General features: G+C 73.8%; 14 protein-coding genes. 2 read left to right on the top strand and 12 right to left on the bottom strand.

What is annotated here, in order from left to right; all coding sequences use genetic code 11:
* Positions 1-38 precede the first annotated feature (38 nt).
* Both RBJ77_RS58510 and RBJ77_RS58515 read right to left on the bottom strand, forming a co-directional pair.
* Positions 39-1,388 (bottom strand): FAD-dependent oxidoreductase, encoded by a 1,350-nt coding sequence (locus RBJ77_RS58510; RefSeq protein ID WP_372352391.1) that lies wholly within the window; start codon positions 1,386-1,388, stop codon positions 39-41.
* A 93-nt stretch (positions 1,389-1,481) separates the two neighbouring features.
* Positions 1,482-3,086, bottom strand: a complete 1,605-nt coding sequence (locus tag RBJ77_RS58515; RefSeq protein WP_372352392.1) for a class I adenylate-forming enzyme family protein — start codon at positions 3,084-3,086, stop codon at positions 1,482-1,484.
* A gap of 160 nt (positions 3,087-3,246) precedes the next feature.
* Here RBJ77_RS58515 and RBJ77_RS58520 point away from each other — a divergent pair, with 160 nt between their 5' ends.
* A complete protein-coding gene (locus RBJ77_RS58520; protein ID WP_372352393.1) occupies positions 3,247-3,729 on the top strand; it encodes a nuclear transport factor 2 family protein in 483 nt (160 codons plus the stop codon).
* A gap of 6 nt (positions 3,730-3,735) precedes the next feature.
* Here the strand turns inward: RBJ77_RS58520 and RBJ77_RS58525 are convergent, their stop codons facing one another.
* The 10 genes from RBJ77_RS58525 to RBJ77_RS58570 form a co-directional block, all read right to left on the bottom strand.
* On the bottom strand, positions 3,736-4,653 hold the full coding sequence (locus RBJ77_RS58525) for an MBL fold metallo-hydrolase (RefSeq protein WP_372352394.1): 918 nt from the start codon (positions 4,651-4,653) through the stop codon (positions 3,736-3,738).
* Between the two features lie 11 nt (positions 4,654-4,664).
* Positions 4,665-4,928, bottom strand: coding sequence for an acyl carrier protein (locus RBJ77_RS58530; RefSeq protein WP_255972860.1), 264 nt, complete (start codon positions 4,926-4,928; stop codon positions 4,665-4,667).
* Between the two features lie 74 nt (positions 4,929-5,002).
* A complete protein-coding gene (locus RBJ77_RS58535; RefSeq protein WP_372352395.1) occupies positions 5,003-6,259 on the bottom strand; it encodes a beta-ketoacyl synthase N-terminal-like domain-containing protein in 1,257 nt (418 codons plus the stop codon).
* A complete protein-coding gene (locus RBJ77_RS58540; protein ID WP_372352396.1) occupies positions 6,256-7,521 on the bottom strand; it encodes a beta-ketoacyl synthase in 1,266 nt (421 codons plus the stop codon). The genes RBJ77_RS58535 and RBJ77_RS58540 overlap by 4 nt, the downstream gene beginning before the upstream one ends.
* A gap of 53 nt (positions 7,522-7,574) precedes the next feature.
* On the bottom strand, positions 7,575-8,348 hold the full coding sequence (locus RBJ77_RS58545; RefSeq protein ID WP_372352397.1) for a thioesterase II family protein: 774 nt from the start codon (positions 8,346-8,348) through the stop codon (positions 7,575-7,577).
* Positions 8,349-8,423: 75 nt separating this feature from the next.
* Positions 8,424-9,245: a BTAD domain-containing putative transcriptional regulator gene (locus RBJ77_RS58550; protein WP_372352398.1), complete on the bottom strand. Its 822-nt coding sequence runs from the start codon at positions 9,243-9,245 to the stop codon at positions 8,424-8,426.
* Between the two features lie 102 nt (positions 9,246-9,347).
* Positions 9,348-10,208, bottom strand: coding sequence for a 4'-phosphopantetheinyl transferase superfamily protein (locus tag RBJ77_RS58555; protein WP_372352399.1), 861 nt, complete (start codon positions 10,206-10,208; stop codon positions 9,348-9,350).
* Between the two features lie 61 nt (positions 10,209-10,269).
* Positions 10,270-11,013 carry an acyl carrier protein gene (locus tag RBJ77_RS58560; protein ID WP_255972868.1) on the bottom strand — a complete coding sequence of 248 codons (744 nt, stop codon included), beginning with the start codon at positions 11,011-11,013 and terminating at the stop codon, positions 10,270-10,272.
* A gap of 51 nt (positions 11,014-11,064) precedes the next feature.
* Entirely contained in the window at positions 11,065-11,706 is a 642-nt protein-coding gene (locus RBJ77_RS58565; RefSeq protein ID WP_372352400.1) for a ScbR family autoregulator-binding transcription factor, read from the bottom strand.
* A 51-nt stretch (positions 11,707-11,757) separates the two neighbouring features.
* Positions 11,758-12,588 (bottom strand): BTAD domain-containing putative transcriptional regulator, encoded by an 831-nt coding sequence (locus tag RBJ77_RS58570; protein ID WP_372352401.1) that lies wholly within the window; start codon positions 12,586-12,588, stop codon positions 11,758-11,760.
* 397 nt (positions 12,589-12,985) lie between these two features.
* Here RBJ77_RS58570 and fdxA point away from each other — a divergent pair, with 397 nt between their 5' ends.
* Positions 12,986-13,312: a ferredoxin gene (gene fdxA, locus RBJ77_RS58575; protein WP_255972872.1), complete on the top strand. Its 327-nt coding sequence runs from the start codon at positions 12,986-12,988 to the stop codon at positions 13,310-13,312.
* Positions 13,313-13,361: the final 49 nt, after the last annotated feature.

The raw sequence follows: 13,361 nt of genomic DNA on the forward strand, positions 1-13,361 counted from the left end.
GATGTCGAGGCCGCCCGGCACCGGGATCTGCCGGCCGTTCAGCCGCTCGACGCCGCGGCGGCGCGGGCGCCGGGGCCGGGGGCGCGGGCCGGTTCCCGCGCGCTCATCAGGACGGAGCCGGTGTCCGCGAGGTGGGTGAGCGCGTCGGACTCGGGGGTGGTCAGCGACGACGTGCCGTAGTCGATCTTCAGGCCCGACATGCCGCCCAGCACCTTGCGCTGCACGGCCCGGCGCAGCGGCCGCACGGTGTTCACGACGCGCAGGGCGATCGGCAGGACCACGCCCGCGAGCGCGTTCTTGAACTGCACCAGGGTGGTGGCGGTGCGGGTGGAGCCGAGGAGCGCGGCGCCGATCGGGACGCGTTCCTCGCTGTAGGTCTCCAGCAGCTCCCGTCCGGCGTGGCCCTGTTCGACCATGGCCAGCTTCCAGGCGAGGTTGTACGCCTCCTGGATGCCAGTGTTCATGCCCTGCCCGGAGGCGGGACTGTGCACGTGCGCGGCGTCGCCGGCCACCAGGACCCGGCCGTCCTGCATGCGCTCCACCATCCGCTGCTGGAAGGTGAAGACGGACGTCCAGGTGGCCGGGCCGACCCCGATCCGGTGGCCGAAGCCCGCGCTGAGCTTGGCGGCGAGCAGTTCCTCGGTGCGGCCGGGCCCGGCCGCCGCCGTGGTGGGCACGGTGTCCAGGATCCGCCACTGTCCCGCGCGGGCGAAGGGCACCATCATCAGGGCCTGTCCGCCGGTGTGCGTCCAGTAGATGCTGTCGGGTTCCACCTCGGTGTCGACGGGCACGTCCGCGAGCATCCACGTCTCGCTGCTCTCGCCGACGAGTTCGAGGCCGAGGCGTTTGCGTACGGTGCTGTGGCCGCCGTCGCAGCCGACCAGCCAGGACGCCGTACAGACCTCCTCGCGGCCGTCGGCGTGCACCAGGCTCGCGCGCACCGCGTCGGCGTCCTGGGTGAGGTCCGCCAGGCGCACGCCCCATTCGACCCGCACGCCGAGCCGGGCCACGGCCGCGCGCAGCGCCGCCTCGGTCTCGGTCTGCTCGATGATCAGCGTGAAGGGGTAGCGGGTGGGCATCGTCGCGTAGTCGGCCCGCAGCCGCACCCGGCGCCGGCCCCCCGCATACATGGTGAACGCCCGGTTGCGGCGTCCGCGGGGCAGCACGTCGTCGACGACGCCCATCTGGTCGTAGGTCTCCAGGGTGCGCGGATGCGTGGCGACGGCGCGGCTGGTGGCGGCCGGTCCCGGTGCGGCGTCGATCAGCCGCACCCGCAGTCCGCGGCGGGCGAGTTCATGGGCGGCGGTCAGTCCGACGGGGCCCGCGCCGACGACCAGCGCCTGGGTCGCGGGGGCGGGCTCGGCCGGCCGTCCGGCGGGGTTCACCATGGTCTGCTCCAGGGTCGGTGACGGGGCGGGGCGTGGGCGGGGCGTGGGGTGGGGCGCGCGCGGACGGTCACGAGGGGCGTCGCGCGCGGCAGGTCATGCGGCGGCCCGGTGTCTCAGCTGGGTGCGGACGGAGCGTCGTTCGGGTTTGCCGGTGGGGGTACGCGGCACCGCGTCGATGGCCTCGGCGAACCGGATCTGCTCGAAGGCGGCGAGGTGCTCGTTGGCCCGGTTGGTGATCGAGTCGAGGACGTCGAGGATGCCTAGGCCCGGCGGGGCGTCGTCGGGGAAGCCCGATCCGGCCGCGGCGCCGTCGGCGAGGATGATGCCCGCCCAGACCAGCGCGCCGTGCTCGGCGTCGGGCCAGTCGGCCACGATGCAGTCGGCGACGCGCGGGTCCTCGCGGATGATCTGCTCGACGCGGCTCGGCGCGACGATCTCGTTGTCGTGCTTGAAGACGTCTGCGAGCCGGTCCACCAGGCGCAGGGCGCCGTCGTCGTCCAGGTAGCCGACGTCGCCGGTGGAGAACCAGCCGTCCGCGTCGATCCGCGTCTCGTGCCCGCCGTCGAGGTATCCGGCCATCACCTGCGGCCCCCTGACCTGGACCTCTCCGGTCGACCAGACGTCGACGGGGCGGCGCGTGGTCAGGTCGACGAGCCGGCACTCGGTACCGGGCACCACGCCGCCGACCATGCCGGGGCGGTAGCGGTCGGGCTGCTGGCAGTGGGTGAGCGGGGAGAGTTCGGCCATGCCGTAGCCCTGGATGACGGGCACGCCGAGCCGTTCGCGCAGCGTGGTCGCCGTCTGCGGGGCGAGCGCCGAACCGCCGGACAGGACGGCGGTGAGCTGCGGTCCGGGGTGGACCGCTCCGGCCAGCCGCCCGTCGTGGGCCAGGGCGTGCAGCCGGGCGGGCAGGCCGTAGTAGTGGGTGGCGCCCGCCTCGGCGGCGACGGCGAGCGACGCGACGGGGTCGGGGTCCTGGCACAGCACCTGGCAGGCACCGGCGTACAGGCCGGAGTTGAGGTGCATCACGTGGTACAGCGGCAGGTGGTTCAGGGTGACCGAGCCGGTGTCCAGGCGGTGGGCGAGGGCGATCTGCTTGGCGTTGGCGACGATGTTGCGGTGGGTCAGGAGCACGCCCTTGGGGCGGCCGGTGGTCCCGGTGGTGAACTGCACGCAGGCGACGGCGCCGGGGTCGGCCGGCGGTGTTCCGGTGGGGCGGGCGGGCGCGCCGGCCAGCGCCTCGTGGAGCGGCACGGTGCCGGCGGGGACCACGCCGTCGGCGGCGTCGGTGACGACGACGGCGCGCAGTGCGGGCAGCTCGGCGCGCAGCTTGGCGAGCAGCCCCGCGGTGGCGGCGGGCACGAGGGCGACCTCCACCCGGGCGGTGCCGAGGACGTGGCGCAGCCCGCCCTCGCCGACCAGCGGGTTGACCAGGACGACGGTGGCGCCGCTGCGGGCGGTGCCGTAGTAGGCGGCGGCGAAGACCGGGTCGAGGACGCCGGCCACGCCGACGCGGGCGCCGGCCGCGCCGCCGAGTTCCTGGTCCAGGTAGGCGGCGATCCGGTCGGCCCACGCGTCGAGTTCGGCGAAGGAGACCGACCGGGTCGCGGTGCGGATCGCGATCCCGTGCGGGTCGCGCCGGGCGGCGCGCCGCAGCAGTCCGTCGACGGGGAAGTCTGGGTGGGCGAAGTTCGACAACGCTCGTTCTCCTCCGGCTCCGGCTGGGCGGCGTGCGCCACTGGACGCACTCACCGTCCGCCGGGCCGCTTGAGGAATCTTCGAAGAGCGCTCGATCGGCGCCACAGACAGTGTCGGCATCCAATCCAACGGAACGGTGACGAAGGGACAGGGGCGAGCCATGACCATCGAGGTACTCGTACCTGCCGAACCCGCCTCCTCGCAGGAGGCGTTCGGCGCGCTGTACGCGACGATCCAGCAGTTCTACGCGCACCAGATGCAGCTCTTCGACGACCACGACGCCGAGCGCTGGGCGGGTACGTTCACCGAGGACGCCGTCTTCGTCGTGCCCACGCTCGACCAGCCGGTGCGCGGCCGTGCCTCGCTCGCGGCGAACGTGCGCCGCAACAAGGACCAGCAGGAGCGCAGCGGTGAGCAGTTGCGGCACTGGATCGGGATGCTCGACGTGCGGCAGCAGCTCGACGGGTCGCTGCGCACGCGGGCCTACGCCCTGGTGTACGCGACGCCGCGCGGCGGCGAGTCGAAGGTGTCGCGGGTGTGCGTGCTGGAGGACGAGCTGGTCCGCTCGCGCGGCAAGTGGCGGGCCCGCTCCCGCCTGGTGACCCGCGACGACCTGGCTCTCGCCGCGGGTGCGGCGGCCTGACTGCTGCTAGGCCCGGCAGACCGGCAGGCCGCCGTGGTGCTCGGCCATCTCGCGGAACAGCGCGGGGATGTCCAGCGGATCGCCGGGCGCCGCCCCGAGCTCCTCGGCGTAGGCGCGGTGCAGGTTCGGGACGAGCCGCTCGGCGTCGAGCAGGTCGGCGTACGGTCCGGGGCCGGCCTCCCGGGCGGTCTCGAGCGGGGTGAGGCCGGCCGCGATGCCGTCGGCCGCGAGGCGCTGGAGGCGGCGCAGATAGCCCTCGTTGACGTCGAACAGTTCGGGGCCGCCGACCGGGCCGTGGCCGGGCACGACGGTGACGGCGTCCAGGGCGCGCAGCCGGGCGAGGGCGTCCAGGGACCCCGTCACGGAGCCCATCGGGCAGAACGGGGTGGCGCCCGCCATCACCAGGTCACCGGTGAACAGCACCCGCTGGTCGGGCAGCCAGACGACGGTGTCGCCGGTGGTGTGCGCGGGCCCCGGGTGCAGCAGCCGGGCCTGTCGCGCGCCCACGTGGAGGTCCATCCGTTCGTGGTAGGTGACCGCGGGCACGACGATCTCCAGATCGCCCCAGCACACGTCGGGCCAGAGTCCCGTCAGGTGCGTCCCGGCGGCGGTGGCCTCCTCGCGGGCCCGCTCGTGGCCGACGACGGTGGCCTCGGGGAAGACGAAGTTGCCGAAGGTGTGGTCGCCGTGGAAGTGCGTGTTGACGAGGAACCGCGGGGGCCGTCCGGCCACGAGCAGGACGTGCTCCCTGAGCCGGCGGGCCCGCGCCTCGGTGGCCACCGTGTCGATCAGGAGGCATGCGCCGTCCGAGACGAGGAGCCCGGCGTTGCTCAGGCACCAGCCGCCGTCGGGCTGCACGTAGGCGTGGACGCCGTCGGCGACCTCGTGGAACCGGCCCTTGGCGGGCGCGGGGGCCGAACGCACCGCGGCCCCGTTCAGGCCGCGGCGCGCGCGGCCAGCGCGCCGTTGACGAGGTCGAGGTACTGGCGCGGCGTCTGCGCGTCGGCCAGCGCCTCCTCGTCGAGCATCACGTCGTGGTCGCGCTCGACGACCCCGGTGACCTGCAGCAGGGCCAGGGAGTCGTAGCCCAGGTCGAGGAACGAGACGTCCAGGGTGTTCTCGTCCAGGACGGTCCCCTCGTCGCCGCCCGCGGCCTCGCGCAGCAGGACGGCGAGTTCGGTCAGCTCCAGCCGCTCCATGGTGTTCCTCATTCCTCGGTTGCCGGATCTTCGGGGGTCATAGGAGGTCATAGGGGGTCGGGTGGTCGGGGCCGTCAGTGTGCGGCGCGTACGACCGTCGCCGCGTTGAAGCCGCCGCGCCCCCTGGCCAGGACCAGGGCGTGGCGCAGCCGGGCCGGGCGCGGGGCGCCGGTGACCAGGTCCACGGGGCAGTCGTCGGCGACCCGCACGGCGCCGGTCGTCGGCGGGACCACCTGGTCGCGCAGGGCGCACAGGGCGGCCGCCAGGTCGAGCGCGGATCCGCCCGAACCCAGCCGTCCGGTGAGTGACTTGGGGGCGGTGACCGCGACCCCGTACGGGCCGAACAGCTCGGCGAGCGCCGTGGCCTCGGCCCGGTCGGCGTCCCGGTCGCCCGCCGCGTCGGCGAACACCACGTCCACGTCGGCGGGTTCGATCCGGGCGTCGGCGAGGGCCAGCCGGGCCGCGGCGAGCAGGCGTGGCGCGCCGGTGCCGGGCGCCGGGTCGAAGGTGGCGGCGCAGCCCTCGACGGTGCCGAGCACGGCGGCGCCGCGGGCGCGGGCCGCGTCGGCGTCCTCCAGGACGAGCAGGGCGCCGCCCTCGCCGGCCACGTGCCCCGACGCGTCGGCGTCGAACGGCAGATAGGCGCGGTGGGCGTCGGCGCGCTCGCTCATGCCGCCCGCGGCGAGCTGCGCGGTCCAGCCCCAGGGGCACAGGGCGGAGTCGAAGCCGCCGGTGAGCACGGCGCGTACGCCGCCGCGGAGCCGGCGGCGGGCCTGCGCCACGGCGTCGAGGCCGCCCGCCTGCTCGCTGACGACGACGCCGCTGGGCCCGCGCAGGCCGTGCTGGATGGACAGCTGGCCGGAGTTGGCGGCGTAGAACCAGGCGAAGGACTGGTAGGCGCCGACGTGCCGGCGGCCCTTGCTCCACAGGGCCTGGAGTTCGCGCTGGCCGAACTCGAAGCCGCCCATGGCGTTGGCGGTGACGACGCCCATCGCGTAGTCGGGCAGTCCGTGCGGGTCCAGGCCCGCGTCGTGCAGTGCCTCGGTGCCCGCCGCCAGCGAGAGCCGCGTCACGCGGTCCGTCTGCGGCAGCAGTTTCGCCGGTACGTGGTCCTCGTCGACGAAGCCCGTGACCTCGCCGGCGAGCCTTGCCGGGTATCCGGAGGCGTCGAAGCGGGTGACCGGCGCGATGGCGAGTTCGCCGCGCAGCGTCGCGTCCCACCAGGCCCGGGCGCCGATGCCGCCGGGGGCGACGACGCCGAGTCCGGTGACGGCGGCGGTCATGCCGTGCCACTCGATCAGGCCGGTGTGCTCGGTGGCCACGGCGGTCATGCGGCCACCCCCAGGTGGCGGGTGGTGAGCACCATCGCGCTCTGGAAGCCGCCGAAGCCGCTGCCGACGCTGAGCACGGTGTCGGTGCGCTGCTCGCGTGCGGTCAGCGGGGTGTAGTCGAGGTCGCAGGCCGGGTCGGGTTCGTGCAGGTTGGCCGTGGGCGGCACCGTGTCGTGGGCGATGGCCAGGGCGCTGGCGGCGATCTCCAGGGCGCCGATCGCGCCGAGCGAGTGGCCGATCATCGACTTGATGGAGCTGATCGGCACCCGGTGCGCGTGCTGCCCCAGGCTCGTCTTGAACGCGGCGGTCTCGTGCATGTCGTTCTGTTTGGTGCCCGAGCCGTGGGCGTTGACGTAGTCGACGGCCGTCGCGGCCAGCCGGGCCTCGTCGAGGGCGAGCCGGATGGCCTCGGCCATCTCGCCGCCGTCCAGCCGCAGTCCGGTCATGTGGTACGCGTTGGAGCGGGTCGCGAACCCGGCGATCTCCGCGTAGATGCGGGCGCCGCGGCGGACCGCGCGGTCGTGCTCCTCCAGGACGAGCACGGCGCTGCCCTCGCCGAGCACGAACCCGTTGCGGGTCCGGTCGAAGGGCCGGGAGGCGGTGGCCGGCTCGTCGTTGTGCACGGAGGTGGCGCGGATCGCGTCGAACGAGGCGAGGGTGATGGGCGTGATGGGGGCCTCGGCGGCGCCCGCCACCATGAGGTCGGCGCTGCCCTCGCGGATCAGCTCGACGGCGTGGCCGAGCGCGTCGAGCCCGGAGGTGCAGCCGGTGGAGACGACGCCGACCGGTCCCAACGCGCCGGTGTCGCGCGCCACTTCGGCGGCGACGGAGCTCGGTGCGAGGTAGTCGCCGAGCCGGGCCTCGGCCCGGGTGTGGTCCAGGAGCCACCGGCTGCCCGACTCGCTGACGTGCGCGTACACCTCGTCGAGGCCGCTGCTGCAGCCGACGGCCGTGCCCAGGGACACGCCGGTGCGCTCGCCGTCGGCGGCGAGGGCGAGTCCGCTGTCGGCGACCGCTTCCCTGGCCGCGACGAGGGCGAACTGCGTGACGCGGTCCAGACGGTGCGCCTCGGCGGGGGCGAAGCCGTGGTCGGCCGGGTCGAAGTCGGCCTCCGCGGCGATCTGCGAGCGGAACGTCGCGGCGTCGAACAGGGTGATGCGGCGGGTCGCGGTGCGTCCCTCGGACAGCAGCGACCAGAACTCCCGGGTGCCCGTGCCGCCGGGCGCGACCACCCCGATTCCGGTGATGACGACTCGTCTCATCGGTTGCCCCCTCATGTCGATCGGTTCCGGTTGCGGTGCTGGTCCCGCGCCGGTCAGCGGCCGGCCGGGACGGGCGCGAGGCGCGTCACGGCGCGGCTCGCGCGGCCGAGCAGGCGGGGCAGTTCGCGACCCCGTACGAAGAAGTGGTCGCCCGGCACGGTGCGCAGGGCGAACGGGCCAGTGGTCCAGCGCCGCCAGCCGGCCATCGTGGCGGCCGGGGCGAGCGGGTCGTCCCGGCCCGCGACGGCCACCACCGGCACGTCGAGCGGTCCGGCGGGCGACGGCCTGCGGGCCGCGGTGCGCAGGGCGTCGGCGAGCAGGAGGTCGTCCCGGAGCACGGGCAGCACCATCCGGTGCCACAGGCTGCCGGGTGCCGCTCCTCCGGGGAACGCCGGGAAGTCGCCGAGCAGACCGAGCAGTTCCTCGTCGGGGGCCCGGCCGGCCTTGGCCAGGGCGAGGCGGGTGTCGGGCGGCGGGCAGGCGCCGACGACGAGCAGGGCGGGGGCGGGCAGCGCCATCTCGCGCAGGGCCCGGGTGAGCGTGAGGGCGACCAGGGCGCCGAGGCTGTGCCCGTAGATCAGGTACGGGGCGGACGGGTCGGCGGTGCCGGTGATGTCGTCGGCCCCGGTGAAGTGGGGCAGCAGGTCGGCCAGCAGGGCGTCGGGTCCGGTGACGCGCGGCTCGCGGCGCCGGGTGTCGCGGCCGGGCAGCAGGTGCGGCACGGTCCGCGCGGCGGGACCGAGGTCGCGGCGCCAGCCCGCGAAGGAGGAGACGCCCGCCCCGGCGTGGGCGAAGCAGTGGACCCGGAGCGGCTGTTCGTCGGACATGCGGCGTACTCCTCGGCGTCGGACCGGACTGAGGTGGGGGTGAAGTGCCGGGCGCGTCTCGTCGGGCGCCCCGGCTCAGGCCGCGTAGAGGTTGAAGGTGGAGCCGCGGCGCGGTCCGCACAGGACGTCGAGGGCCGGGTCGACGGCGAGCATCGCCTGGTGCAGGCGCTGCAGTTGGGGCGAGGGCTCGACGCCGAGGTCCTCGACGAGCCGCAGCCGGAGCTTGCGGTAGACGTCGAGGGCGGTGGCCTGGCGTCCCGAGCGGTAGAGGGCCACCATCGCCTGCGAGTGCAGTCCCTCGTGCTGGGGGTGGCGGGCGATCAGGTCGGCGAGCTCGGCGATGACCTCGGAGTGCCGGCCGAGCCGCAGGTCGGCGTCGATGCGGCGCTCGACGGTGACGAGGCGGCTCTCCTCCAGGCGCATGACCTCGATCTCCAGGATCGGCCCGGTGCTCACGTCCACCAGGGCGGTGCCCTCCCACATGCCGAGCGCGTCGCGGAACCGCGCGGCGGCCTGCTCGTCGTCACCGGCTTCGAACGACGCCTGTCCTTCGGTGACCAGCTGCTCGTAGCGGTGCACGTCGACGCACTCCGGGGACACCTGCAGCAGGTAGCCGCCGTGTCGCGTGGCGAGCACTTCCTTGGCGCTGCCGGGTGCGCCGGGCCCCATCGCGGTGCCGAGGCGCCGGCGCAGCTGCAGGATGTACGTCTGCAGCGTGGTCATCGCGCTCTGGGGCATGTTGCTGCCCCAGATCTCCTCCATGAGCGTGGACACGGGGACGACCCGGCCCGGATAGAACGACAAGAGCGCGAGGATCTGCCTCGGCTTGCCCGCGGTCGGCACGATGGACACTCCGTTGACGTCGGCGCTCAACGGGCCCAGAACCTGAATCTGCACGGCTTCCTCCCATACCCGATCGAGTCCGCGGTGGTTCGATACCACCGGCGCGTCGCACGGTAGCCGTGATGTCCCGGCCACTCTTCGTATCTCCACTGCGGTTCAAGTCCGGCTCCACGGCGCCCGGTCGGCGTCCTGGCCGGGCGCTCCCACGGGCGGCGGCAGCACGACGCGCCGCGGTGCGCTGCGGCTCCACGGGAAGCCGTGGTGCAGGTCGAGGACGGGCTCCTCGTCGGGGCTCGTCATGACGGTGACGGCGACGAGCACACCGGGTTCCGGCTCCAGTTCGGCGAAGCGCCACTGTCCCGGCGGTTCGTCGTCGGGCGGCCGGAAGGCGAGCACGCCCTCGTCGTCGGCGAGCGTGAACGCGAAGGAGTCGAAGGCGAGTCCGAGCCCGAGCCCGCGCGCCTTGGCGTAGGCCTCCTTCAGCGTCCACAGCCGCAGGATCCTGCGGTCGCGGTCCCGGCCGGGGGCGGCCCGCGCGACCCAGGCCGCCTCCTCGGGCGCGAAGCTCTCGACGATGGCGTCGATGCTCCGGTCCCGGTCGAGGCGTTCCACGTCGACGCCGATGCGGTGTCTGCGCACCACGCCGAGCAGGTTGTACCCGCCCGCGTGCGACAGGTTGAAGTCCAGTTCGCGGCCGCCGCGCGGCAGTCCCTCCACGGGCTTGCGCAGGAACGGCCGGCCCCGCGAGGAGCGCCACAGCACGGCCTCCGCCTCGGGAACGCCGCTCTCCAGGGCCAGGACGCGGCGGACGAGCGCGTGCGCCACCAGGTACTGGCGCCGGTCGCGGTCGAACAGGAACCGTCCGGCGGTCTCCTGTTCCTGCTCGTCCAGCCAGTTCGTCGCGAGCGTGGCGGCGATGGCCGGGGCGAGCGCCTCGTTGGGGCAGAACCAGAGCTGGACGGGTGCCGCGGGCCGCGCCGTCCGCTCGGGCCGGTCCACCAGTGCGGGAGACGTCATGCGTCCGGCTCTCTCCCCCGTCGGGCGGGTATGTGGTCGTGGTCCATGTCCGTGCGCCGCCTCAGTCCTGTCGGGGCATCAGGGTGAGCGCCTCGTCGACGGTCATCCGCCCGTCGCGCACCGCGTCGAGCAGTTCCTCCAGCGGCATCGGCGCGGCGGCCCTGGCCTGCGCCACGGCGACCGGGTCGGGGCCGACCGGCAGCTGCGCGGCGATGTGGGCGGCCAGCGCGGTGAGGTTCGGGTGGTCGTACAGGACGCCGTCGCGCTCACGCAGCCCGTAGACGAGGTTGATGACGGAGACGAACTCGGCGGCCAGCCCGGTGTCGACGCCGAGACCGGTGAAGGACTCGGCGGTGTCGATGTCCCACGGGTCGCAGCACAGGATGCGGGCGACCTCCTCGCGCAGCACGTCGAGGACGGGCGGCGCGGGTACGGAGACCGGTGGCGCGGGCGTCTCGGGCGCGGGAGCGGCGGGCGGCAGCGGTGCCGGGACCGCGGGCGACGACGCGGGCAGCGCGGAGGACGGTGCCGTCTCGCGGGCCAGGTACCGGGCGAAGTCCAGCGGTGTCGGGTGGTCGATCAGCGTGGCGGGCTTGATCGCGGTGCCGTAGTGCAGGTTCAGGGTGGCCACGTACTCGACGGAGAGCAGCGAGTCGACGCCGCAGGTGCGGAAGGTCTGCTCGGGGTCGATCTTCTCCGGCTTGATGCGCAGGACGTCGGCGAGCATGCGCACGATCTGGGCCAGCGTGTCGGCCTCGTGGGCGGCGGGCGCCGCCGTGAGGGCGATCTGTCGTTCACGGGGCATGGGGGGCTCCAATGGTCCTGGGTCCTGGGTCCTGGATGTGTGGTGCGCGGGTCACGTGACGTCCGCCGGGGCGGGGACGTGGCCGGGCGCTTGCGTGCGGTACCAGACGGCTTCGTCCGGCGGTACGAGCAGGGTGAGGAGGAGGTCCCACGACGCGGCGAGCCGCCTGGCGAGTTCGTCGGCGGACAGCGTCTTGGCCACGGCGGCCAGCCAGCACACCGTCGCCCACAGCAGCGTCGCCGCTCCCTCGCTGCGGCCGGCGGCCCGCAGGTCGCCCGCCTCGCCGGCCCGCCGGAGCAGGCGCAGCACCTCGCGGTTCCACACCCGGTAGAAGTCGGTGACCGGGGGGACCCGGTCGACGCATTCGTGGGTGATCCGCAGTCCGGCACCGACCAGCGGGTCCTCGCGCAGGGCGCGGGCCAGCCAGTGCGTCATGTCGATGAGTACTTGTACGGGCGGGGTGCCGGCGTCCTCCTGACTCCGCAGGAAGCCGACCAGCCGTGCGCCGCCCTCCTGTTGCACCGCGTCGGCGAGCTCGTCCTTGGAGGCGAAGTGGAAGTACAGCGCCCCCTTCGTCACGCCGGTGACCGCGACGATCCGGCCGAGCGTGGCGCTGGCGTAGCCGTGCTCGGCGAACATGCGCGCGCCCGCCTGGATCAGGTTGTCCCGTGTCCGTTCCGACCTGGCCTGCATCGCGGCTCATTTCTCCCGATTCTCAAGGGCCCAGAACCCCGGGTGCCGGCCTCAGCCGACCCGGGTCAGTCGCTCGCGGTCGGCGCCGAGCGTCTCGGTGGTGTGCTCCGGATTGGCCATCAGGATCGAGCGCTGCAGTCGGCGCAGGCCGGCCGAGGGCTCGAGTCCCAGCTCCCGTACGAGAGTTGCCCGCAGCCGCTGGTACACGTCCAGTGCCTCGCTGCGGCGCCCCGAGCGGTGCAGGGCGAGCATGAACTGGGCGTGCAGGTTCTCGTGCGTGCGGTAGCGGCTGACCAGGACGGTCAGTTCGCCGAGGAGCTCGCGGTGCCGGCCGAGCCGCAGGTCGGCCTCGATGCGCTGGTCGAGCGCGCACAGCCGGGTCTCCTCCAGGCGCCGGGTCTGCATCTCCAGCTGCGGTCCCGCCTGTACGTCGGCGAGCGCGGAGCCGGTCCACAGCGCGAGGGCGTCGCCCAGCTCGCGGGCCGCGCGCGGGAAGTCGCCGCCGTCCATGGCCCGGTAGCCGAGCCCGGCGAGCCGGTCGAACTCGCGGACGTCGCTGGAGCCGCCGGAGGTGTGCAGCACGTAGCCGCCCGGAGCGGTGGCGAGCACGTCCTTGGGCGAACGCGCCGGCGTGCCCTCCGGGTCCTTCTCCAGCGCGGTCGCGATCATCTCCCGCAGTTGCAGGACGTAGGTCTGCAGGGTGGTCCGCGCACTGCGCGGCGGGCAGTCCCCCCAGAGTTCCTCGATGAGCGAGGCGACGGGCACCACCTGGTCGGCGTGCAACGCCAGCAGGGCCAGTACCTGTCGCGGCTTCGGCGCCCGCGGGGTCACGGAGACCCCGTTCTCCCTCACGGCCAACGTGCCCAGTACTTCGATGTCCACGCCGTTTCCCCTCTTCGTGCATGAGTCATCAGTCGCCCGAGGCCGCGTCCAGATCCATGTCTCGGTACGTTGAGTTAAAAACAGGACGGACGGTTTGTCAATATCAAACCGACCGTGCTGTTTTAATAGTTCCTCATGAGCCCTCGAGGATCCCTCAGGCGCATAGAATGCTCACGTAAGCCTCGAAAACCGGACATACAAGGCCGAGAAGAACAGCGGAAGCTGCCACAGAGGCAACCCGAAAGCGCAGATAAAGAGACCTCTTGGTCTGTTCTTGGGGAACTTTACGGGTCGATAACCCAACTCCCCTGCCCCACGGGACGATCGGCGCTCTAGCTCCTCACGAGTCCGGGCCGGTCGAATGACCACGCCCGTCCGACTGCCGAGGAGTCGCCCCATGACGTACGTGATCGCGCAGCCCTGTGTCGACGTCAAGGACAAGGCCTGCATCGAGGAGTGCCCCGTGGACTGCATCTACGAAGGCCCGCGGATGCTGTACGTGCACCCCGACGAGTGCGTCGACTGCGGTGCCTGCGAACCGGTCTGTCCCGTCGAGGCGATCTTCTACGAGGACGATCTGCCGCAGCAGTGGGCCGCGTTCGGGCCCGCCGCCGTCGAGGTGTTCGGCGAGGCCGGCTCCCCGGGCGGGGCCTCCGCGTCGGGGCCGCTGGGCAGCGACCACCCCGTGGTCGACCGCCCCTCCCCCGCCGCCGCGTCCGCCTGACCGGCCGGGCGGTGGTCCGGGGTCCCGCCCTCGGCGGACCGCCACGGCG

It is taken from the genome of Streptomyces sp. KL116D (assembly GCF_030766975.1).
GTDB classification, from domain to species: domain Bacteria; phylum Actinomycetota; class Actinomycetes; order Streptomycetales; family Streptomycetaceae; genus Streptomyces; species Streptomyces longispororuber_A.